Source organism: Streptomyces sp. NPDC056160 (assembly GCF_042268205.1).
Classification (GTDB): Bacteria; Actinomycetota; Actinomycetes; order Streptomycetales; family Streptomycetaceae; genus Streptomyces.
This window is the reverse complement of record NZ_JBHJUW010000025.1, coordinates 59,538-81,791: the sequence shown is the minus strand read 5'-3', so window position 1 is coordinate 81,791 and position 22,254 is coordinate 59,538. Positions and strand designations below refer to the sequence as shown.

19 protein-coding genes, 1 pseudogene and 1 riboswitch are annotated in these 22,254 nt (G+C 72.2%); of the genes and pseudogenes, 11 read left to right on the top strand and 9 right to left on the bottom strand.

Going from position 1 to position 22,254, the window contains the following annotated elements:
- The 4 genes and pseudogenes from ACFC02_RS12295 to ACFC02_RS12280 form a co-directional block, all read left to right on the top strand.
- Nucleotides 1–90 (top strand): annotated as a pseudogene (locus ACFC02_RS12295) (aminoglycoside adenylyltransferase domain-containing protein); the annotation flags it as partial.
- A gap of 182 nt (nt 91–272) precedes the next feature.
- On the top strand, nt 273–932 hold the full coding sequence (locus ACFC02_RS12290; RefSeq protein ID WP_360972245.1) for a response regulator transcription factor: 660 nt from the start codon (nt 273–275) through the stop codon (nt 930–932).
- Between the two features lie 263 nt (nt 933–1,195).
- Nucleotides 1,196–3,124, top strand: a complete 1,929-nt coding sequence (locus ACFC02_RS12285; RefSeq protein WP_376355656.1) for a 2-oxoacid:acceptor oxidoreductase subunit alpha — start codon at nt 1,196–1,198, stop codon at nt 3,122–3,124.
- Nucleotides 3,117–4,196, top strand: a complete 1,080-nt coding sequence (locus ACFC02_RS12280) for a 2-oxoacid:ferredoxin oxidoreductase subunit beta (protein ID WP_376355654.1) — start codon at nt 3,117–3,119, stop codon at nt 4,194–4,196. The genes ACFC02_RS12285 and ACFC02_RS12280 overlap by 8 nt, the downstream gene beginning before the upstream one ends.
- Before the next feature lie 13 nt (nt 4,197–4,209).
- Here ACFC02_RS12280 and ACFC02_RS12275 read toward each other — a convergent pair whose 3' ends face one another.
- Nucleotides 4,210–4,584, bottom strand: coding sequence for a winged helix-turn-helix transcriptional regulator (locus ACFC02_RS12275; protein ID WP_376355665.1), 375 nt, complete (start codon nt 4,582–4,584; stop codon nt 4,210–4,212).
- A 181-nt stretch (nt 4,585–4,765) separates the two neighbouring features.
- On the opposite strand from ACFC02_RS12275, the gene ACFC02_RS12270 reads away from it, so the two are divergent.
- Both ACFC02_RS12270 and rarD read left to right on the top strand, forming a co-directional pair.
- A complete protein-coding gene (locus ACFC02_RS12270) occupies nt 4,766–5,620 on the top strand; it encodes an SDR family oxidoreductase (RefSeq protein ID WP_376355652.1) in 855 nt (284 codons plus the stop codon).
- Between the two features lie 217 nt (nt 5,621–5,837).
- Nucleotides 5,838–6,953 (top strand): EamA family transporter RarD, encoded by a 1,116-nt coding sequence (rarD, locus tag ACFC02_RS12265; RefSeq protein ID WP_376355664.1) that lies wholly within the window; start codon nt 5,838–5,840, stop codon nt 6,951–6,953.
- Between the two features lie 72 nt (nt 6,954–7,025).
- Here rarD and ACFC02_RS12260 read toward each other — a convergent pair whose 3' ends face one another.
- Entirely contained in the window at nt 7,026–7,667 is a 642-nt protein-coding gene (locus ACFC02_RS12260; protein WP_376355650.1) for a CGNR zinc finger domain-containing protein, read from the bottom strand.
- Nucleotides 7,668–7,688: 21 nt separating this feature from the next.
- On the opposite strand from ACFC02_RS12260, the gene ACFC02_RS12255 reads away from it, so the two are divergent.
- Nucleotides 7,689–8,174, top strand: coding sequence for a VOC family protein (locus ACFC02_RS12255; protein ID WP_376355648.1), 486 nt, complete (start codon nt 7,689–7,691; stop codon nt 8,172–8,174).
- An 88-nt stretch (nt 8,175–8,262) separates the two neighbouring features.
- Here the strand turns inward: ACFC02_RS12255 and ACFC02_RS12250 are convergent, their stop codons facing one another.
- A complete protein-coding gene (locus ACFC02_RS12250; protein ID WP_376355646.1) occupies nt 8,263–9,699 on the bottom strand; it encodes a tetratricopeptide repeat protein in 1,437 nt (478 codons plus the stop codon).
- A 176-nt stretch (nt 9,700–9,875) separates the two neighbouring features.
- Between ACFC02_RS12250 and ACFC02_RS12245 the strand changes: the two genes are divergently transcribed.
- Nucleotides 9,876–10,403: a DUF6668 family protein gene (locus ACFC02_RS12245; RefSeq protein WP_376355644.1), complete on the top strand. Its 528-nt coding sequence runs from the start codon at nt 9,876–9,878 to the stop codon at nt 10,401–10,403.
- Between the two features lie 24 nt (nt 10,404–10,427).
- Here the strand turns inward: ACFC02_RS12245 and ACFC02_RS12240 are convergent, their stop codons facing one another.
- The 4 genes from ACFC02_RS12240 to ACFC02_RS12225 form a co-directional block, all read right to left on the bottom strand.
- Nucleotides 10,428–11,330 carry an ABC transporter permease gene (locus ACFC02_RS12240; RefSeq protein ID WP_376355642.1) on the bottom strand — a complete coding sequence of 301 codons (903 nt, stop codon included), beginning with the start codon at nt 11,328–11,330 and terminating at the stop codon, nt 10,428–10,430.
- Nucleotides 11,317–12,318: an ABC transporter ATP-binding protein gene (locus ACFC02_RS12235; protein WP_376355640.1), complete on the bottom strand. Its 1,002-nt coding sequence runs from the start codon at nt 12,316–12,318 to the stop codon at nt 11,317–11,319. Before ACFC02_RS12235 ends, ACFC02_RS12240 begins: the two co-directional genes overlap by 14 nt.
- A gap of 33 nt (nt 12,319–12,351) precedes the next feature.
- Nucleotides 12,352–13,596, bottom strand: coding sequence for an outer membrane lipoprotein carrier protein LolA (locus ACFC02_RS12230; RefSeq protein ID WP_376355638.1), 1,245 nt, complete (start codon nt 13,594–13,596; stop codon nt 12,352–12,354).
- A 306-nt stretch (nt 13,597–13,902) separates the two neighbouring features.
- Complete coding sequence (locus ACFC02_RS12225) at nt 13,903–14,913, bottom strand: polyprenyl synthetase family protein (RefSeq protein ID WP_376355636.1); 1,011 nt, start codon at nt 14,911–14,913, stop codon at nt 13,903–13,905.
- A gap of 673 nt (nt 14,914–15,586) precedes the next feature.
- A riboswitch (cyclic di-AMP (ydaO/yuaA leader) is annotated at nt 15,587–15,779 on the top strand.
- Nucleotides 15,780–15,783: 4 nt separating this feature from the next.
- Here ACFC02_RS12225 and ACFC02_RS12220 point away from each other — a divergent pair.
- Entirely contained in the window at nt 15,784–16,278 is a 495-nt protein-coding gene (locus ACFC02_RS12220; protein WP_376355634.1) for a transglycosylase SLT domain-containing protein, read from the top strand.
- Nucleotides 16,279–16,288: 10 nt separating this feature from the next.
- Here ACFC02_RS12220 and ACFC02_RS12215 read toward each other — a convergent pair whose 3' ends face one another.
- The gene (locus ACFC02_RS12215; protein WP_376355632.1) at nt 16,289–17,095 is read right to left on the bottom strand and encodes an HAD family hydrolase; all 807 of its coding nucleotides are present in this window, start codon (nt 17,093–17,095) and stop codon (nt 16,289–16,291) included.
- A 352-nt stretch (nt 17,096–17,447) separates the two neighbouring features.
- Between ACFC02_RS12215 and fahA the strand changes: the two genes are divergently transcribed.
- Together fahA and ACFC02_RS12205 are read left to right on the top strand one after the other, a co-directional pair.
- Nucleotides 17,448–18,659, top strand: a complete 1,212-nt coding sequence (gene fahA, locus ACFC02_RS12210; protein ID WP_376355630.1) for a fumarylacetoacetase — start codon at nt 17,448–17,450, stop codon at nt 18,657–18,659.
- 295 nt (nt 18,660–18,954) lie between these two features.
- Nucleotides 18,955–19,893: a M56 family metallopeptidase gene (locus ACFC02_RS12205; protein ID WP_376355628.1), complete on the top strand. Its 939-nt coding sequence runs from the start codon at nt 18,955–18,957 to the stop codon at nt 19,891–19,893.
- Between the two features lie 365 nt (nt 19,894–20,258).
- On the opposite strand, the gene recQ is transcribed toward ACFC02_RS12205, so the two are convergent.
- On the bottom strand, nt 20,259–22,235 hold the full coding sequence (gene recQ / locus ACFC02_RS12200) for a DNA helicase RecQ (RefSeq protein ID WP_376355662.1): 1,977 nt from the start codon (nt 22,233–22,235) through the stop codon (nt 20,259–20,261).
- Between the last annotated feature and the right edge of the window lie 19 nt (nt 22,236–22,254).

Genomic DNA, 22,254 nt, shown 5'->3' with positions numbered 1-22,254 from the left:
GTCGTGCTGACCCTGGCACGCGTCTGGACGACGCTCGCCACCGGTGAGATCAGGTCGAAGGACCAGGCGGCCGACTGGACTCCCGCCCGGCCGGACACCGCGGGAAACCGGCCGGAAGACCGAAGGAACGCAGAAACCCTCCCCCCTTTCCCCCGGGCGCGGGCACGTCAGGGTCCGGATGCTGGGATGCTGGACCATGCCGTACGCGCCGGACGGGCCGTGCGGGGTGCCGTGAAGAAGGCTGTGGGGGGCCGAGGATCGTGGAGGACAGGGTGCGGGTGGTCATCGCCGAGGATTCAGTGCTGCTCAGGGAGGGCCTGACCCGGTTGCTGACCGACCGCGGGCATGAGGTCGTGGCCGGTGTCGGTGACGCCGAGGCGCTGGTCAAGACCATCACCGAGCTGCATGACCAGGGGGAGCTGCCCGATGTGGTCGTGGCCGACGTGCGGATGCCGCCGACCCACACCGACGAGGGCGTGCGGGCGGCCGTACGGCTGCGCAAGGCGCATCCCGGTCTCGGAGTGCTGGTGCTGTCGCAGTACGTGGAAGAGCGGTACGCCACCGAACTGCTGGCGGGCTCCAGCCGCGGGGTCGGCTACCTGCTGAAGGACCGCGTGGCCGAGGTGCGGGAGTTCGTGGACGCCGTGGTCCGGGTGGCCCAGGGCGGTACGGCACTGGACCCGGAGGTGGTCGCCCAGCTGCTCGGGCGCAGCCGCAAGCAGGACGTGCTGGCGGGTCTCACCCCGCGCGAGCGCGAGGTCCTGGGCCTGATGGCCGAGGGGCGCACCAACTCGGCGATCGCACGGCAACTGGTGGTGAGCGACGGAGCGGTGGAGAAGCACGTCAGCAACATCTTCCTGAAGCTCGGCCTGTCCCAGAGTGACGGGGATCACCGGCGTGTTCTCGCGGTCCTCACCTATCTGAACTCCTGACCGGCCGACACTGGGGCGGTACGGGCCCCGATCCGGTCGCGAGTACGCCGGACGGGCGACTGCGGCGCACCTTCCCCAAGGAGGTCCCAAGAGCCGGAACGGCGTGGAAGAGCAGGGCATCGGACCGTCTCACGGGTGCGTCCAGCATGCGATCGGCACCGGGAGGGCATTCCTGACGGTCGTAGGGTTGGAAACCGGGAAGGTCTTCGCAGGGTCTTCGGGAGGCCGGTCCCACACAGCCGCCTCGAAGGAGGTCCAGTTCAGTGACCAGCCAGGTCAGCAGTCCAGCGGAACAGGCCGACACAACCGTCGTCGGGGAGCAGCGCAGGGCGGCCGGAGCGAAGGACGTCCGCCGTCTGGACCGGGTGATCATCCGTTTCGCGGGGGACTCGGGTGACGGTATGCAGCTCGCCGGGGACCGGTTCACTTCGGAGACGGCGTCGTTCGGGAACGATCTGTCGACGCTGCCGAACTTCCCGGCGGAGATCAGGGCGCCGGCAGGGACGCTGCCGGGTGTGTCGTCGTTCCAGTTGCACTTCGCCGATCATGACATCCTCACGCCGGGTGATGCTCCGGACGTGCTGGTGGCGATGAACCCGGCGGCGTTGCGGGCGAATGTGGGGGATCTGCCGCGGGGTGCGGAGATCATCGTGAACACGGACGAGTTCACGAAGCGGGCGATGCAGAAGGTCGGCTACGCGCTCTCTCCGCTGGAGGACGGTTCGCTGGACGGCTACAGCGTGCATGCGGTGCCGTTGACGACGCTGACGGTGCAGGCGCTGGCGGGGTTCGGGCTGTCGCGCAAGGAGGCCGAGCGGAGCAAGAACATGTTCGCGCTGGGTCTGCTGTCGTGGTTGTATCACCGGCCGACGGAGGCGACGGAGCGGTTCCTGGAGGCGAAGTTCGCGCGCAAGCCGCAGATCGCGGCGGCGAACGTGGCGGCGTTCCGGGCGGGGTGGAACTTCGGGGAGACGACGGAGGATTTCGCGGTCTCCTACGAGGTGGCGCCGGCGGGGTCGGCGTTCGCGCCGGGGGTGTACCGCAACATCTCGGGGAATCTGGCGCTGGCCTACGGGCTGATCGCCGCCGCGCGGCAGGCGGATCTGCCGCTGTTCCTGGGCTCGTATCCGATCACTCCGGCCTCGGACATCCTGCACGAGCTGTCGAAGCACAAGAATTTCGGGGTGCGCACGTTCCAGGCGGAGGACGAGATCGCGGGGATCGGCGCGGCTCTGGGCGCGGCGTTCGGCGGTGCGCTCGCGGTGACGACGACGTCGGGGCCGGGGGTGGCACTCAAGAGCGAGACGATCGGGCTGGCGGTGTCGCTGGAGCTGCCGCTGCTGGTGGTGGACATCCAGCGCGGCGGCCCCTCCACGGGGCTGCCGACCAAGACGGAGCAGGCCGACCTGCTGCAGGCGATGTACGGCCGCAACGGTGAGGCGCCGGTGCCGGTGGTGGCCGCGCGCACGGCGGCGGACTGCTTCGCGGCGGCGCTGGAGGCGGCCCGGATCGCGCTGGCCTACCGCACCCCGGTCTTCCTGCTCTCCGACGGCTACCTGGCCAACGGCTCCGAACCCTGGCGCATCCCCGACATCAGCGAACTGCCGGATCTGAAGGTGGCCTTCGCCAGCGGCCCCAACCACACCCTGGCCGACGGCACCGAGGTCTTCTGGCCCTACAAACGCGACCCGCACACCCTGGCCCGCCCCTGGGCCCTGCCCGGCACGCCGGGTCTGGAGCACCGCATCGGCGGGATCGAGAAACAGGACGGCACCGGGAACATCTCCTACGACCCGGCCAACCACGACTTCATGGTCCGCACCCGCCAGGCCAAGATCGACAACATCACCGTCCCCGACATCGAGGCCGACGACCCCGACCACGCCCGCACCCTGGTCCTGGGCTGGGGATCGACCTACGGTCCGATCACCGCCGCGGTACGCCGGCTGCGGGCCGACGGCATCGCGATCGCCCAGGTGCACCTGCGCCACCTCAACCCCTTCCCCGCCAACCTGGGCACCCTCCTGCACTCCTACGACAAGATCGTCGTCCCGGAGATGAACCTCGGCCAGCTCACCACCCTCATCCGCGCGAAATACCTGGTCGACGCCCGCCCCCACACCCAGGTCAACGGCATGCCCTTCAAAGCCGAACAACTCGCCACGGCACTCAAGGAGGCCATCGATGCCTGAGACGTCCCCCACCGCCCCGGGCACCGTCCAGCCCCTCACCCTCGTGCCGAAGGCCACCGCCGCGCAGTCGATGAAGGACTTCAAGTCCGACCAGGAAGTCCGCTGGTGCCCCGGCTGCGGCGACTACGCCGTCCTCGCCGCCGTCCAGGGCTTCATGCCCCAGCTCGGCATCGCCCGCGAGAACATCGTCTTCGTCTCCGGCATCGGCTGCTCCTCCCGCTTCCCGTACTACATGAACACCTACGGGATGCACTCCATCCACGGCCGCGCTCCCGCCATCGCCACCGGCCTGGCCACCAGCCGCCGCGACCTGTCCGTCTGGGTCGTCACCGGCGACGGCGACGCCCTGTCCATCGGCGGCAACCACCTCATCCACGCCCTGCGCCGCAACGTCAACCTCAAGATCCTGCTGTTCAACAACCGCATCTACGGCCTTACCAAGGGCCAGTACTCCCCCACCTCCGAACGCGGCAAGATCACCAAATCCACCCCCATGGGCTCCCTGGACGCCCCCTTCAACCCCGTCTCCCTCGCCCTGGGCGCCGAAGCCACCTTCGTCGCCCGCACCATCGACTCCGACCGCAGACACCTCACCGAGGTCCTGCAACGGGCCGCCGCCCACCCCGGCACCGCCCTGATCGAGATCTACCAGAACTGCAACATCTTCAACGACGGCGCCTTCGACGCCCTCAAAGACACCCAGCGGGCCGCCGAGGCACTGATCAGGCTGGAGCACGGAGCGCCGATCCGGTTCGGTGCGGACGGCTCGCGGGGCGTGGTGCGAGATCGCGTCACGGGTGATCTGAAGGTGGTCACGGTGACGGCGGAGAACGAGGCCGGCCTCCTCGTCCACGACGCGCACTCCGCCTCCCCCACCACCGCCTTCGCCCTCTCCCGCCTCGCCGACCCCGACACCCTCCACCACACCCCGATCGGCGTCTTCCGCGACATCCAACGCCCTGTCTACGACACCCTCATGGCCGACCAGCTCGACACCGCCGCCCGACAACACGGCAAGGGCGACCTCACCGCCCTCCTCACCGGCCACGACACCTGGACCGTCACCGGCTGAGTCCGGCGGTCGCTCACGAGGTCCGGGCGTTGAGCGCCCGGGCCTCGTCACAGACCTGCCGGGCCTCGTCGTACGCCTCCCGGGCCGCTTCCACGTCTGCCATGCGCTCCTTGGTCCACTCGGCGAGCGCCCGCACCTGCTCGGCGGCCTCGCGGCCGAGCCCGGTGAGCGAGTAGTCGACGCGCGGCGGGATGACGGGCTTGGCGTCGCGGTGGACCAGCCCGTCGCGCTCCAGCGTCTGGAGCGTCTGGGTCAGCATCTTCTCGCTGACCCCCTTCTCGCTCACCCGGCCGACGGCGCGGCGCAACTCGCTGAACCGGTGGGACCGTTCCAGCAACTCGATCAGGACCAGCACGCCCCAGCGGCTGGTGACGTGCTCCAGGACCAACCGGTACGGGCACTGCGCCGCGTCCTGGACCGGCCGCGTCCCCGCGGTGGCCTCCGCCCGTTCCGCCCGCGCACTCACACTTACGGTCACGGGGGTACCTTACTTCAAAGTGGGTACTTTCGTTGAGTTAGCGCTTCTCCTAGGGTTAGTGACAGACGCACCCCACAAGGAGATTCCCCTCATGAGCATCGTCGTCACCGGAGCCACCGGACACCTCGGCCGCCTCGTCGTGGAGCAACTGCTGGAGAAGGTCCCCGCCGACCGGATCACAGCGGTCGTCCGCACCCCCGAGAAGGCCGCCGACCTCGCCGGGCGCGGCGTGCGGATCGCGGTCGCCGACTACAACGCGCCCGAGACCTTCGACGGCCTGTTCGCGGCGGGCGACAAGGTGCTGCTGGTCTCCGGCAACGAGTTCGACAAGGGCCGCGTCCAGCAGCATCGGGTCGTCATCGAGGCCGCCAAGGCGGCCGGTGTCGCGCTGCTCGCCTACACCAGCGCCCCCGGCAGCCTGAAGGCCACCCTGGCCGACGACCACCGCGGCACCGAGGAGGCCCTGCTGGCCTCCGGCCTGCCGTACGTACTGCTGCGCAACGGCTGGTACCACGAGAACTACACCGAGAACCTCGCCCCCGTCCTGGAGCACCACGCCGTCGTGCACGCGGCGGGCGCCGGCCGACTCTCCGCCGCCTCGCGCGCCGACTACGCCGCGGCCGCCGTCGCGGTGCTCACCGGCGAGGGCCACGAGAACAAGACGTACGAACTGGGCGGCGACGAGGCGTGGGGCTTCGCGGAGTTCGCCGCCGAGCTGAGCCGGCAGACCGGCCAGGAGATCGTGTACCGGCAGGTCTCCGTGGCGGAGTTCCAGGGCATCCTGACCGGCGCGGGGCTGCCGGAGCCGTTCGCCGCGATCCTCGCCGGCGTCGACGCCTCCATCGAGAAGGGCGAACTGGTGGTCGACAGCGGTGACCTGTCCCGCCTGACCGGCCGCCCGACCACCCCGCTGGCCGAGGCGATCGGCGCCGCCCTCAAGGGCTGAGCCCGCTGGGGCCCGCCCTCTCGGCTCGCCCCCGCCGCCGTCCGCCTGTCATGACCGTATGGCGATACGGGCATGACAGGCGGGAGTGCCCGGCGCTACCTTCTTGCTTGCCGCGCCAGGAGGCGGCCAGGCAAGCCACGAAGGGGGAGGGCCCGTGACCGACAAGTCGGGCGGCGAGGGGCGCACAGGACTGCTGAACGGCTTCGCGGCCTACGGGATGTGGGGACTCGTCCCGCTCTTCTGGCCGCTGCTCAAGCCCGCCGGCGCGATGGAGATCCTCGCCCACCGGATGGTGTGGTCCCTGGCGTTCGTCGTGGTCGCGCTCGTCGTCGTACGGCGCTGGGCCTGGGCCGGGGAACTGCTGCGGCAGCCGCGCAGGCTCGCGCTGATCGTGGTCGCCGCCGCGGTGATCACCGTCAACTGGGGCGTCTACATATGGGCGGTGAACAGCGGGCACGTCGTGGAGGCCTCGCTCGGCTACTTCATCAACCCGCTGGTCACCATCGCGATGGGCGTGCTGATCCTCAAGGAACGGCTGCGGCCCGTGCAGTGGGCGGCGGTCGGCACCGGCGCCGCCTCCGTGCTCGTGCTCACCATCGGCTACGGCCAGCCGCCGTGGATCTCCCTCTGCCTCGCCTTCTCCTTCGCCACCTACGGGCTGGTGAAGAAGAAGGTCAACCTCGGCGGCATCGAGTCGCTGGCCGCCGAGACCGCGGTGCAGTTCCTGCCCGCGCTCGCCTACCTGCTGTGGCTGGGCGCGCACGGCGGCGCCACCTTCGCGAGCGAGGGCGCCGGCCACTCCCTCCTGCTCGCCTCCACCGGTGTGGTCACCGCGCTGCCACTGGTCTGCTTCGGCGCGGCGGCGATCCGCGTGCCGCTGTCCACCCTCGGCCTCCTCCAGTACCTCGCGCCGGTCTTCCAGTTCCTGCTCGGCGTCGTCTACTTCCATGAGTCCATGCCGGCCGAGCGGTGGGCCGGGTTCGCCCTGGTGTGGCTGGCGCTGTCCCTGCTGACCTGGGACGGACTGCGCTCGGCCCGCCGCGCCGCCCAGGTGCGCGCCGGTCTCCGCGCCCCCGGGAGCGTCCTGCCGGACGACCACTCGGCGGGCGGCGGGACGCCGAGCAGGGTCGTGGCGGGACAGGCGCCGGCGGTGGACTCCACTCCCGATCCCGCTCTCGCTCGCGATACAGCTCTCGCTCCCGACCCGGCCGCCGCTCCCGGTCCGGCCCTCGCTCCCGAGCCCGGTCTCGCTCCCGGCGCCGCTTCCGCCCCCGCTCCTGGTCGCGGTCCCGCCGGGGCCGCGCCGTTGGACTCCGGAGCGGTGGAGGCTTAGGACGTCGAGCGAGACGCCTGGACGCCGGGAGGGGCCGGAGGGGGCCGGGCGTCGGGAGGGGCGGGGCCCAGGTCAGGGGCCGCCCTGTGCCGTTCGGCCGGTACCGCCGGTGCGGGCGCGATGCGCCCTGACCTTCTCGCGGTTCCCGCAGTGCTCCATCGCGCACCAGCGCCGTCGGCCCGGGCGCGAGGTGTCCACGAAGAGCAGGTAGCAGTCATGGGCCCCGCACTCCCGGACGCGGTCGGAGTACGGGCCCGTGAACAGGTCGATCGCGTCACGGGCGACCGTCGCGAGCAGCCGGGCGCCGGTGGCGCCCGGCGCCCGGGCGCGGGTGCCCTCGGGGGTCAGCCGGGAGACGAGCGGCGGGGCCGCAGCGGCCTCGTCGACCACGTCCAGGTGCGCGCGGCGCGGCGGGCGCCCGTGCGCGCGGTCCGCGGTGAGCAGGAACAGGGCGTCACGGACGGCACGGGCGCGCGCCAGCTCGTCGTCGGTGACGGTGAGGCCGAGACCGTCGGCGAGCCGGCTGCGAGCGGCCCAGTCGACCAGGTCGGCAGGGGTGTGCAGCGCCTCGTGGCGGGCGAAGGGGCCGGGGCCGCCCGTGGCCAGCAGTTCCAGGCACAGCGCGCCCGGGTCGAAGCGGTAGGGCCTGCCGTCGTGCCTGGTCAGGGTCAGTCCGGGAGCCGGTTCCGGCGTTTCCGTTGCCCGCGCGTTCATGTAACCAATATGACTGGTTACATGACCGAGACAGATACGTCCACGGCCCCCACACCCGCGCCGGTGCACTGGAAACTCGTCATCGACGCCACCGACCCGCACGCCCAGGCCGACTTCTGGGCGGGCGCGCTGCACTACGAGACGGAGGACAACAGCGCCTTCGTCGAACGGTTGCTGGAACTCGGCGCGCTGCCGGGCGCGGCCACCGTCGAGTACCACGGCCGCCCGGCCTTCCGGGACCTGATCGCCGTACGGCATCCGGACGACCCGTACGACCCCGAGCGCGGCACCGGGCTCGGGCGCCGGCTGCTCTTCCAGCGGGTTCCCGGGCCGAAGGCCGGCAAGAACCGCCTCCACCTCGACCTGCACCCAGGCGACGGCCGGCGGGCGCAGGAGGTGGAGCGGCTGAAGGCACTCGGCGCGAGCGTCCTGCGGGAGGTGTGGGAGAGCGCCGGACAGTGGGTGGTGATGGCGGACCCGGAGGGCAACGAGTTCTGCGTGCACTGACCGCCCGAGACGGTCGGCCCGCGTCCGGCACGGAGCCGGCCTGCGGCCGGGCCGGACCGCGGTGGTCCGGCGCGGCCGGCCGCGGCGGTCAGTCGGCCTGGCCGGAGGCCGCCTGCCTGCGGGCCCGCTCGGTGAGGCGGTCCATGCGGGCGCGGGCGGACTCCAGTTGGTCGACGTCCTCGGTGGCCGGGCCGTCATCGGCGGCCAGCTCGGTCCACAGGCCGAGCAGCTCATCACCGAGGCGCAGGCCCTCCTCGGGATCGCGGACGGCCCGCCAGGCGGTGGCCGCGCTGCGGACGTCACCGTAGGCGCCCTCCGCGTCGCCCGCTCCGAGGTGGATGCGGGCCAGGTCGAGGGAGAGGGCGAAGGCGCGCAGCGGGTCACCGGCCAGGTAGGCGATGTACGCGGACAGTTCGCGCACCCGCAGCACCTCGGGGTGGGTCGCGCCGAGGGTGGCGGACGCCTCCGTGACGGTGCGTTCCGCGAGGGTCGCCGCCTCGTCGATGCGGCCCGCCCGCACGGCCTCGTTGACCTGGGCCAGGGGTTCGGCGAGCAGGACCGCGCCTCCTTCGCCCGCCAGTGTCCTGGGGTCGTCGCCGAGCACGGCCTCGGCCACGGCGTCGAACCCGCGGGCGGGGGTGGGCTTGGGGTCAGGATCGAGGTCGAGGACGGCCGCGGGATCGATGACCGGGGTGGGCCGGGAGACGGGGGCGGAGACGGGCAGGGGTGCGGGCTCGGCGGGCAGCGGCGCGGGGTTCGGCGCCGCCGGGCGCAGACCGGCCGCGGCCGGCGGGCCCGCGTCCATCACCGGCGGCGGCCCGAAACTCCCCGTCGGGGCCGCGGCCGTCCCGGGCGGGGTGGCCGGGGTGGGCTGCGCCGTCCCGTCGTCGCGGCCGTCGTCCGTGGGGGCAGGCTCGGGGCTCGGCACGAAGGCGGGCGCGGGCGCCGCGGTGGACCGCGCCGCGGGCACTGCCTGAGGCGGCTGCGGCGGCTCCCCCGGCTCCACCGGCTCCAGGGACGGCTGCGGCGCCGCCGGACCCCGGGACGGCTGCGGTACCTGCCGCAGTACGTGCGTCACGCTGTCCGGCTGGGATCCGGCCGGGCCCCGCGGCTCCTCGGGTTCCGGCGGCTGCGCCGCGCGGGCCCCCGGGCTCGGCTGCGCCCCGTGCCCCGGCTCCGGGGGCGTCGTGCGCAGGGGCTGGGCCGTGAACGTGCTGGAACCGTCGCCGTGGACCCGGAGGGGGACGACGTAGCCGATGCGTTCGTCGGTGACCGTGGCGAGGACGGGTCGGCCGGTGGTCAGGGCGATGCGGTGGAGGTGGTTCAGCACCGCCTGCTGGATCTCCTCGCCGGGCGCCGAGTCCACCCGCACGCCACCGACCGAGGCCCAGGCGCTGCCGCCCGCGGTGTCCACGGGCCCGGACGGGGTGACGGGCACGTGGACGGCGATCGGTGTCGCCGTGGCCGCCGCCGAGCGCACGGCGCGCTTGTGTTCCCGCTTCTTCTCGCGGCTCAGTCGGTACATGGCTCCCTCACTCGGATGCGTGCCATCCGGTCCTGCGCGTACTGTCGAGTCTCCCTGCTCGCCTGCGGTTTCCACGTCACCGCGACGTCACAGACTCGCACCAGGAACCGCTGCCCTGTGATCGGGGTAACGCTGCGAGCGCCAAGATCGTCGTGGTGACCACGGAGGGAACGGGCATGCGAACGGACATGCGGCAGGGACCGGAGATATGGATCCGCGGGCCGGTGGCCACCGGAGCGGCACCCGGGGCACCGGCGCCGGCGGGGCCGGTCGCCGCCGGGGCGCTCCCACGGGCGACGCCCAGGCGGTACTCCTGGGTGGCGACGCACGGCGGCGCGGGCACCACCACGCTCGCCGCCGTCTACGGCGGTCACGACTGCGGACGCCAGTGGCCCGGGCCGGACGCGCCGCGCTCGGTCCTGCTCGTCGCCCGCACGCACGCGGCCGGGCTGGAAGCCGTCGTCCGGGCGGTCGAGGTGTTCCGCGGCGGCGGGGCGCCGGCCGGCCTCGACCTGGACGCCGTGGTGCTCGTCGCGGACGCGCCGGGACGGCTGCCGCGCCCGCTCGCGCAGCGGGTGGGGCCGATCGAGGCCGTCGTCGACGTCCACCGCGTGCCGTGGATTGCGGCCTGGCGCCTGGGCGACCTGAGCGGCCGGCCGCCGCGCGGGACGGAGCCGCTGGCCCGCCTCACCGGCACGGTATGAGTCCACCACCGGCCGCCGGCGGCCCTACGCGGTGATGTCCTTGGCCGTGAACCGTGCCCAGGCCGCCGAGCCGAACACCCCCACGTACAGCGCCTGCAGCTCCAGGTTCTTCACCAGCCCGTCCCAGTAGACCGGTTCGCGCATGAGGTCGGCGAAGGAGAGCCAGTAGTGCGGGAAGAGGTACGGCTGGACCGCGTGCAGCTGGGGTATCTGGTCGACGATCTGAACGGTGATCAGCAGGCCCACGGTCGTCGCCATGGCGGCGATGCCGCTGTCGGTCAGCGTCGAGACGAACAGGCCGAGCGCGGCGATGCCGGTCAGGGAGACGGCGACGACGACGGCGATCAGCAGGGCGCGGCCCAGTCCGTCCGTGAAGGTGATCCGGGTGCCGGAGATCGTCGTCAGGTCGCCGAGCGGGAAGAGCAGCGCGCCCACGGCGAGGGCCGAGAGGGCGACCACGAGGGTGGCGGCCAGACAGAAGGCGATGGTCGTGGCGTACTTGGTGAGCAGCAGCCGGGTGCGGCCCGCGGGGGCGACCAGCAGATAGCGCAGGGTGCCGGCCCCGGCTTCGCCGGCGATCGCGTCGCCCGCGATCACGCCCACCGCCAGCGGCAGGAAGAACGGCAGGGTCGCGGCCAGTGCGGTGAAGACCAGGAACAGTCCGTTGTTGGTGATCTGCGCGATGAAGGCGGGTCCTCCGCCGCCTCCCCCGGCCGAGGAGCCGTTGCGCGTCTCGATCCGCACGGCCACCCCGACGAGGACGGGCACGGCGGCCAGCACGCCCAGCAGGGCGAGCGTGCGCCGGCGCCGGAAGGTGGCCGTCAGCTCGTTGCGCAGCAGGCCGAGGGTCCACAGGGGGTCCGGGTGCGCTCCGACCGCCCCGCGCACCGGTGGCCCGGTCAGGCCCGCCGCCTCAGTCCGCGACATCGAATCCCTCCCCGGTGAGTGCCACGAACGCGTCCTCCAGCGAGGCGCGTTCGACTCCGAAACCGCGGACACGGACACCTGCCGCCACCAGCGCCGCGTTCACCTCGGCCAGCTCGCCGGCCGGCGGCTCGCCGGTCACCCGGTCCTCGGTGACGACCATGTCGCCGATGCCCCGTTCCTTGAGCACTCGGGCCGCCTCCGTCCCGTCGGGCGTGGTGACCACCAGCCGGCCGCGCGCCCCGGCGGCCAGGTCGGCCACCGCCCCCTGCGTGACGAGCCGGCCCCGGGTCATCACCGCCGCGTGCGTGCACACCTGCTCGATCTCGTCGAGGAGGTGGGAGGAGAGGAAGACCGTCGTGCCGTCGGAGGCCAGCTCCCTCACCAGGGAGCGGATCTCCCGCATGCCCTGCGGGTCGAGTCCGTTGGTCGGCTCGTCCAGGACGAGCAGTCTGCGGGGCCGGAGCAGTGCGGCGGCGAGCCCGAGGCGCTGCTTCATCCCCAGGGAGTAGGTCCTGGCCTTCTTGCCTGCGGCCGCCGTCAGGCCGACCCGGTCCAGCGCGGCGGCGGTCCGGGCGCGCCGGGTGCGCGGGTCGGCGGTCGGGTCGGCCGCGTCGTAGCGCAGCAGGTTGTCCCGGCCGGAGAGGAAGCCGTACAGGGCGGGTCCTTCGATCAGCGCGCCGATGTGCGGGAGCACGGTGCGCGCGGACCGGGGCATGGGCTGCCCCAGGACCCGCGCGGTGCCGGACGTGGGCTCGATGAGCCCCATCAGCATCCGGATGGTGGTGGTCTTGCCGGAGCCGTTCGGACCGAGGAAGCCGAAGACGCTGCCCGCCGGAACGGTCAGGTCGAGACCGTCGACGGCGAGCTGCCCGCCGCGGTAGCGCTTGGTGAGGGCACGGGTGCGGATGACACTGCCGTCACCGTCACTGCCGTCACGGCCTCGCCCGCCGCCGCTCTCACGGGCGCGCCCGCCGTCCGCGTCGTCCATCGGCTCCCCCGCTCCGTCGAGTCTCCGGCGTGCTCAACGCCCGGTGTTCGCCGCCTTCACCAGGGCGTCCTTGGTGACGGCTCCGACGTAGACCTTGCCGTCGTCCGTCATCAGAGCGTTGACCAGGCGGGTGGAGAAGACCGTGCCCTTGCCGAACTTGCCGCTCACGTGGTCGCCGAGCGAGCCCAGGAAGCCGCTCAGGTCACCGCTGCCGGAGTGGCTCGCCGGGAGGCCGCCCTTGCCGCCGGTGTCGAAGGCGGCGATGGAGTTCCAGCCCTTGCCGATGACCTTCACGCCGTCCTTGCCCAGGCCCTTGTCCTGCGAGAAGTCCTTGGGCGGGGTGACGTCCTGGTGCGGGGCGCCGGGCTTGAGCCCGTGCTCGCCCGCCTTGCCGTCCTTCTCCTCGGTGATCTTCGCGCCCTTGGGCGGGGTGAAGTCGAACGTGGATGCGGCCGGCGCGGCGAAGCTGACCTGGGTGAAGCCCGCGTCGACCACGGCGGCGCCGCCGCTCGCCGGGGTCAGCGTGAACTTCAGCGGCATCCCGGTCTTGGAGTCCACCGCGATGCTGATCGCACCGACGGTGGTGCCGGAGGCGTGCTTGGGCTCTATGACCAGCTTGTAGGCGTCCCGCCCGGCGACCTGTGCGGTGCCGTCGACGGTGACCGACGTGGTGTCGTCGACCGACTTCAGGGCCTCGTCGGCGAAGTCCTTGGGCGTTGCGGGGACCTTCCGGTCCTTCCCCTCGGTGCCGTCCTGGGCGGCGGTGCCGTGGTAGACCTCGTTGGACTTGCTGTCGTAGCCCCAGATGTCCTTGCCGTTGTGGATGAGGTTGTACTCGGCGGCGCTCTCGATCAGCGAGAGCTTCTGCCGGTCCGGGCCGTCGGCGGCGACGCGCAGCGTGTGCGTGCCGGAGATCAGCCCGGTCAGCTTGGAGGTGGGGTCGGCGGACGATCCGTCGCCGCCGCCCTTGACGGCGCCGGAGGCGAGGCTGCTCTCCAGACCGCCGAGGTTCGGCAGGCCGAGGTCAGTGGTGATCTTGACCGTGCCGGACAGTCGCTCGACGTCCGACTTGGCGATCTTCTCGATCAGTTGCTGTGCGGTGATCTTCGGCAGGTGGGGGTCACCGGAGTCGGCGAGTGCCGGGACGAGCCCGATGGTCGCCGCCGCCACCCCCACCACCGCGACCGGGACGACGTAGCGCGCGGCCTTGCGGCGCACCGAGTGCCTGCCGTCGGCCTCCGCGGCGTCCCTGCTGTCGTCGGATTCGTACGGTGCCATGTGTGCCTTACCTCCGTCGTCGGCGGCGGCTGCCCGTGTGCACTTCTCCCACCCCAAGCCGCCATTCTCACCCGAATCGGTGAGGAGTGGTGTGGTCCGTGCTTCCATCTGACCAAATCGGCCGCGCGAAAGCGTCAGACCCCGGAGCCAACTCCGTGTACCTCTGCGGTATGACACACAAGGGCGGAGTCTCCACCACCCCGTAGGGGTCGGGGTGGAGACTCCGCCCTCTGGCCCAGGTGAGCGGGGCCGGGCCGGTGGTGGCCGGTAGCCGCTGTCCGGTGTCGCCTGGAGGTGCGGGCCCGGCTAGCCGGCCCGGTGCACGACCGCGTCGCACAGCTGGAGCAGCCCCGCCTTCGCGTCGCACTCGCGCAGCGGCGCCAGTGCGGCCCGCGCCTCCTCCGCGTACCGGACGGTGTCGCGGCGCGCCTGTTCCAGAGCCGGATGCGCGCGCAGCGCCGCCAGCGCCTCGGCATGCCGCGCGTCGTCGCTCAGGTCGGAGTCGAGCAGTTCGCACAGGGCGATGTCCTCGGCCAGCCCCAGCCGCGCCGCGCGCTCGCGCAGCCGCAGCACCGGGAGTGTCGCGACGCCCTCGCGCAGGTCGGTGCCCGGTGTCTTGCCGGACTCGTGGGAGTCGGAGGCGATGTCCAGGACGTCGTCCGCCAGCTGGAAGGCGACGCCGAGCCGCTCCCCGTACTGCGTGAGCACGTCGACGACGGTCTCGTCGGCCCCGGACATCATCGCGCCGAACCGGCAGGACACGGCCACCAGGGAACCCGTCTTGCCGCCCAGTACGTCCAGGTAGTGCTCGACGGGGTCCCTGCCGTCCTGCGGGCCCGCCGTCTCCAGGATCTGCCCGGTGACCAGCCGTTCGAACGCCAGGGCCTGCACCCGGACGGCCTCCGGTCCGAGGTCGGCGAGGATCTGCGAGGCCCGGGCGAAGAGGAAGTCGCCGGTGAGCACCGCCACCGAGTTGCCCCAGCGGGTGTTCGCACTGGCCACTCCGCGCCGCACGGCGGCCTCGTCCATGACGTCGTCGTGGTAGAGCGTGGCCAGGTGGGTCAGCTCCACGACGACGGCCGACGGCACGATCCCCGGCGCGTACGGGTCACCGAACTGGGCCGCGAGCATCACGAGCAGCGGACGGAACCGCTTCCCGCCGGCCTTGACGAGGTGCTGAGCGGCCTCCGTGATGAACGGGACCTCGCTCTTGGTGGCTTCGAGCAGCCCTTCCTCGACAGCCGCCAACCCGGCCTGGACATCGGCTTCGAGAGCCTGGTCCCGCACGCTCAGCCCGAACGGCCCGACGACGGTCACGAGGGGTCTCCTGTCTGCTGGTGTCTGCTGGCGTTACACGGTTTGTCGATAGGTCGCTGCCATCACTCAAGTCAGCGTATCCGGTCACGTTTCGATCACCGATAGCGCCCACCGATACAGGCCAGGTGGTATCGGATCACGACCGATATGTTTTCGATCACCACATATGAACAGATATTTATCGACTCCCTCCTCCCTACCCGCCCCCCTCCCTGCCCTCACTCCTCCCCGGAACCCGCCCTCGCCTATACATACGTACGAACAGGGCCACGACCTCACCAAGCGTGACGACCGTCACCCTTCCACTCGTCACGTCACGACCCGCCCCGCATCCTTGTTCCCGATTCCCCCTCGCCTCCGCTTCACCCCCGCCATCGTGAGTCCGATTTACCCCTATTGATATTCCAATTCCCCTTGGCCGCAAATGCTCCTCGGCGGATTATTCCGTGACTTGAGTCACGCTCACACCGCCGCCCCGTCACCCCCCGGACAGCCCCAGCTCCCCTTCCCCCGCAAGCCAGTTGACCCTTGGCAACTGCAAAGGATCAAGCACCCGAAACGCCCCAGAACAAGGTCAACTAGGGCGATGTGTGAATCAGGTACTTGTTCGGGACATGTGCTCTCGCATACGTTCCCGGCCAGTCGGGCGGACCGCCGAATCCTGCCACCGCCCGATATCCATCGACCGAACCACTCATGGCAGGAGCGGGGGACCCAGGTAAGTCGCCGGGCCGGAGCGCCGTACGTCGTCCTACGTCGTACGCCGCGCCGGAACGGCTCGGGGTGAAGCCGCGCCCTATGGGGCGCGGCCGGGCACCTCCCCGCCCGAACCCGACAGCTCACCTCGCAGGCGACGGAGAGGAATCCGCCATGCACGCAAACGGTCAGCGCCGTTCCCGCACCGCTCGCCTCGTCCGCACCCTCGCCGTCTCCGGCACGGGTGCCGCCGTCCTCGCCCTGCCCCTGATCGGCGCCGCCAGCGCCTCCGCGGCCACCACCACGACGGCCACGACCACCGCCACGGCGGCGAGCACCGTCGCCTACCCGAACACCCTGGACGGCTGGATCCGCGAGTCGCTCGCGATCATGGGCCAGAAGGGCATCCCCGGCACGTACAACGGCATCTACCGCAACGTGATGCGCGAGTCGTCCGGCAACCCGATGGCCATCAACAACTGGGACTCCAACGCCGCCGCGGGCATCCCGTCCAAGGGCCTGCTCCAGGTCATCCAGCCGACCTTCAACGCCTACCACGTGTCGGGCACCTCGTTCGACATCTACAACCCGGTCTCCAACATCACGGCCGCCTGCAACTACGCAGCAGCGCGCTACGGCTCCATCGACAACGTCTACAGCGCGTACTGAGCCGACCGGGTCAGGTGAACAGTCGCTCGAGGACGACGGCCACGCCGTCGTCCTCGTTCGACGTGGTGACCTCGTCGGCGACCGCCTTCAGCTCCGGATGGGCGTCGGCCATCGCCACCCCACGGGCGGCCCACCGGAACATGGGGATGTCGTTCGGCATGTCCCCGAAGGCGAGGGTGCCCTCGGGCCCCAGCCCCAGACGCCCGGCGGCCAGCGCGAGACCGGTCGCCTTGGTGATGCCGCGGGGCTGCAGTTCCACGGTCCCCGGGCCCGACATGGTGACCGTGGCGAGGGAACCGACCACACCGCGGGCCGCCTCCGCAAGCTCGTCGTCGGACAGGCCGGGATGGCGCAGCAGCACCTTGCTGATGGGCGTGCGCCACAGGTCGTCGCGCCGCCCCACCCGCCGGGCGGGCAGGGTCGGGTGCGGCATGCGGTACCCGGGCTCGATGAGCGTGAGCCCGTCCACTCCGTCCTGGTCGACCGCCGCGTACACCTCGCCCACCTCGGCCTCGATCTTGCCGAGCGCCGTCTCGGCCGTCTCCCGGTCCAGCGTCACCGACCACAGCAGGCGGTCCGCCCCGGCGTCGTAGAGCTGCGCGCCCTGGCCGCAGACCGCGAGCCCCGTGCACCCCAGGTCCTTGAGCAGCGACCGCACCCTCGGCGCCGGCCGGCCGGTCACGACGAGGTGCCGTGCGCCCGCCGCCGTCACCCGCGCGAGCGCGGCGAGGGAACGCTCGGACAGGGTGTCGTCGCCGCGCAGCAGCGTTCCGTCCAGGTCGGTGGCGATGAGGGCGGGGGCGGGGCGAACGGGCATGATCAGAGAATACGGATCATCCGCCACGCGGGTGACGCACGGGAACGGGGCCACGTGCCCGGTGGACCGCGCCCGTGCGGCGGCGGTGCCGAGCCGGTGCCGGGCGGTGGTGCCGGGCCGATCCGGGTGGTGATACCCGGTGTCGGTGCCGGGTCGGTGCCGGGTGGTGAGGCCGGGTGCGCTGAGGCGCAATTGCCGCCCCGGCAAGCCCAATCCGGACATTGTGGACTCTTTATCCCCTGCCCAAGACGGCACCTCTTCCGTAACGTGTGGCGCGACCACATGACCGTGTGGCCCGGCCGCCGCCTGCGCCCCACGGAACGCACGGCAGACGAAAGAGAGGCAGAACCCGATGCCCCCCTTCGAGGTCCCCGAGGGCGACCCCTTCGGTCCGCACAACCTTCCCTACGGTGTCTTCTCCCGCGCGGGATCGCAGGAACGGACCGTCGGCGTCCGGCTCGGCGACCACGTCCTCGACGCGGGCGCGGCGGCACTGGCGCTCGGCTCCCCCTACGCCGCCCTGCTGGCGCGACCCACCCTGAGCCCGCTGCTCGCCGCGGGCCGCACCGCCTGGTCGGACGTACGGCGCGCGCTGACGGCGTGGGTGACCGTGCCCGCCCACCAGGAGACGGTGGCACAGTTCCTGCACCCCCTGTCCTCGGTCACCCTCCACCTGCCCTTCGAGGTCGCGGACTACGTCGACTTCTACGCGTCCGAGAACCACGCGCGCAACGTCGGCCAGATCTTCCGCCCCGACGCCGGGGACTCGCTGACCCCCAACTGGAAGCATCTGCCGATCGGTTACCACGGCCGCTCCGGCACGGTGGTCGTGTCGGGCACGGACGTCGTACGCCCCTCGGGACAGCGCAAGGCGCCCGCCGACCCCGCCCCCGTCTTCGGGCCCTCCGTCCGGCTGGACATCGAGGCCGAGGTCGGTTTCGTGGTGGGCGTGCCCTCGCGGCTCGGACAGCCGGTGGCCCTCGCGGACTTCCGCGAGCACGTCTTCGGGCTCTGCCTGCTCAACGACTGGTCGGCACGGGACATCCAGGCCTGGGAGTACGTTCCGCTCGGACCCTTCCTCGGCAAGTCGTTCGCCACGTCGGTGTCGGCGTGGATCACTCCGCTGGACGCCCTGGAGGACGCGCGGCTGGCCCCGCCGCACCGCACGCACCAGCTGCTGCCGTACCTGGACGACACCGGGGAGGAGCCCGGCGGCTATGACCTGCGGATCTCCATCGCGATCAACGGCCACGTCGTGTCCGAACCGCCCTTCTCCACCATGTACTGGACGGCCGCCCAGCAACTGGCCCAGATGACCGTCAACGGTGCCTCGCTGCGCACCGGCGACCTGTACGGGTCGGGCACGGTGAGCGGACCGGAGCCCGCCCAGCGCGGCTCGCTCCTGGAACTCACGTGGAACGGCCGTGAACCGCTCGAACTCCCGGACGGCAAGCGTGCGTTCCTGGAGGACGGGGACGTGGTGACGCTGTCGGCGTGGGCCCCGGGCGCGGACGGGACCCGGGTGGGGCTGGGAGAGGTGACGGGGCGGATCGTGGCGGGGTGACGCCGTAGTCGTCATCACGGATGCCGTGCGGGTCGGTTGCCGCCGGACCATGACTCGTGGGGCCCGTCCCCGTCATACTGGATAGGCCCGCGCTGCGCGCGCACCACGCCCGCACGGTCCGCACGGCACCACCGCGCACCACTCGCCCGTACGACCGCGGCTCGACTCCCGGCACCACCGCATCGCATGCCGCACAGCACGCCCCGCACCGCATCCCGCTCCACCGCACCGCACCGCACGCCCCACCGCACGACCCGACATCCGCCCACCTCCGATCAGGACCGGAGACCGTGGCATGACCGTCTGCCTGCTCCTGCTGAGCGCCGTCGCTCTGACGGCCGCCGTGCCGGTTCCCCGCGCTCTGACCCGGGCGGAGTGGCCCGAGCGGGAACCCGTGGTCGCACTGTGGGTCTGGCAGTGCCTGGTGGCCACCGTCCTGCTGTGCTGCCTGGCCGCCCTGGTGCTGGGCGCGGCGGCCGTCTTCCACACCGTGCGCGACCGGGTGTTCGCTCCCGCACCGCCCGCGGTGACCGCCGCGTACGACCTGTCGGTCGCGCCGGCCTGGGCCGCCGCCCTCACTCTGCTGCTGGCGTGCGGCGCCGCCTGGACCACCGCGATGCTCGGTCGCGAACTGGCCGAGGCCCGCCGCCGCCGTGGCCTGGCCCGCGCGCACCTGCGGGAGCGGGCCCCGGACCTGCCCGCGGGACTTCCCCTCGCGCGCGGGCCGATGCTGGTGCTGGAGGACGAGTACCCCGACGCCTGGTGGATGCCCGGCCACCCGCCCCAGCTCGTCGTCACCACCGGCGCGCTGCGGCGTCTGACGGGCCACCAGCTCGACGCCGTGCTCGCCCACGAACGCGGGCACGCCCGCGCGCACCACGACTGGCTGCTGCACCTGTCGACGGCGCTGGCGACCGGCTTCCCGCGTCTCCCGCTCTTCGCGCACTTCTGCGACCAGACCCATCGCCTGGTCGAACTGGCCGCCGACGACACCGCGTCCCGCCGCCACGGCCACCTCACCACCGCTCTCGCCCTGATCGAACTCAACCAGCACCGCGGGGTCCTCTCCTGTGCCTCCAGCCACCGTCTGCTCGGTGAGCGGGTGGACCGCCTCCTGGAGCCCCCGCCTCGGCTTGACCGCAGGCGCAGAGCGCTGACCACGACCGTGGCGGCCCTGGTGCCCTTGCTTCCGCTGCTGATCACGTTCGCGCCGGGGCTGACGGCACTGGGCTGACGCGGCGCACCCGCAGGCCCCGGCCGACAGCGAAGGTTTCCACCGGCATCGGCTCCGCCACCGACGGCACCCTCGTACGCGCCCTGCGACGCGTCGGCGTCGCTCCGGGCAAGGCCGTCGACAAGCCGCCGTGCCCGCCCTGGCCAGGCACTCCGCGAACCGACCCCAACGGGGACGTCCGCAACGCCGCGGCCCTGGCGCTGACGCGGCACGCCTCGCCGGCCCCCGCCCGTGCGGCCACGGCCACGGCCACGGCCACGGCCACGGCGAACGCTGACGCGGATGTCAGGGCGTACGCCTCACGCGCGCGGTGAACACGCGGCGTGCGGCCGCTCTCGGCCCTCCCGTCCCCTGTGCCCAGCCGTCTATATCCAGTCGTCGTCCGGCTCGGGCTCGGGCACGGACTCGGCGCCCGCTTCCGGTTCGTGTCCCGCACCGGGGGCCGTGCCTGGGCGGTCGCCGGCCGGGGCCGCCAGTGACTCCAGGACCCCGACCACGCCCTCCCCGTACGTCGCGAGCTTCTTCTCACCGACCCCGCCCACCGTGCCGAGCTGGGCGACCGAGTCCGGCCAGACCGTGACGATCTCGCGGAGCGTGGCGTCGTGGAAGATGACGTACGCGGGGACGCCCTGCTCGCGGGCCTGCTCGGCGCGCCAGGCGCGCAGGGCCTCGAAGGCGGGCAGCAGGTGCTCGGGCAGCTCGGCCACGGCGGCCTTGCCCTTGCTCCGCCCGGAGGAGGACGAGGCCGACCGCGAGGTGGCCGGCCGCTTCGGTTCCTTGCGCAGCGGCACCTCGCGCTCGGCGCGCAGCACCGCGCCGCTCGCGTCGGTCAGCACCAGCGTGCCGTACTCGCCCTCGACCGCCAGCAGGCCCTGCGCCAGCAACTGCCGTACGACGCCGCGCCATTCTCCCTCGGACAGCTCCGTGCCGATACCGAAGACGGAGAGCTGGTCGTGGTCGAACTGGATCACCTTGCCGGTGCGCTTGCCCAGCAGGATGTCGATGATCTGCACGGCGCCGAACTTCTGCCCGCGCTCGCGCTGGAGCCGGACGACCGTGGACAGCACCTTCTGGGCGGCGACCGTGCCGTCCCAGGTCTCCGGCGGGGTCAGGCAGGTGTCGCAGTTGCCGCAGCCGGACGGGTCGGGGTCCTGGCCGAAGTAGGCGAGGAGCTGTCCGCGGCGGCAGGTGGCCGTCTCGCACAGGGCGAGCATCGAGTCCAGGTGGGCGGCGGCCCGGCGGCGGAAGGCCTCGTCGCCCTCGCCGGACTGGATCAGCTTGCGCTGCTGGATGACGTCGTTGAGGCCGTAGGCCATCCAGGCCGTGGACGGCAGGCCGTCGCGACCCGCGCGGCCGGTCTCCTGGTAGTAGCCCTCGACAGACTTGGGCAGGTCGAGGTGGGCGACGAACCGGACGTCCGGCTTGTCGATGCCCATGCCGAAGGCGATGGTCGCGACGACGACCAGGCCCTCCTCGCGCAGGAAGCGCGACTGGTGCGCGGCGCGCGTGCCCGCGTCCAGGCCCGCGTGGTACGGCACCGCCTGGATGCCGTTGGCCGACAGGAACTCGGCGGTCTTCTCCACCGAGTTGCGCGAGAGGCAGTACACGATGCCCGCGTCGCCCGCGTGCTCCGCGCGCAGGAAGGCCAGCAGCTGCTTCTTGGGGTCGGCCTTGGGGACGATCCGGTACTGGATGTTGGGCCGGTCGAAACTGGCCTCGAAGTGCCGGGCGTGCGGCATGTTCAGCCGCGCGGTGATCTCCTGGTGCGTGGTGCGGGTGGCGGTCGCCGTGAGGGCGATGCGGGGCACGTCCGGCCAGCGCTCGCCCAGCAGCGACAGGGCCAGGTAGTCGGGGCGGAAGTCGTGGCCCCACTGCGAGACGCAGTGCGCCTCGTCGATGGCGAAGACGGAGATCTTGCCACGCGAGAGCAGGTCGAGCGTGGCGTCCAGGCGCAGCCGCTCCGGCGCCAGGTAGAGCAGGTCCAGCTCGCCGGCCAGGAACTCCGCCTCGACCACTCGCCGCTCGTCGAAGTCCTGCGTGGAGTTGACGAAGCCGGCGCGCACACCGAGGGCGCGCAGGGCGTCCACCTGGTCCTGCATGAGGGCGATCAGCGGCGAGACCACGATGCCCGTACCGGGTCTGACCAGGGCCGGAATCTGGTAGCACAGGGACTTGCCGCCACCGGTGGGCATGAGCACGACCGCGTCGCCGCCGGTCACCACGTGCTCGACGACCGCTTCCTGCTCGCCCCGGAAGGCCTCGTACCCGAAGACCCGGCGCAGCGTGGCCAGCGCCTCGCTGTCCGTCACTGCCATCTCTGTGACACCGCCTGTCCCGTCCATCGTCTCGTCCCCCGTACGT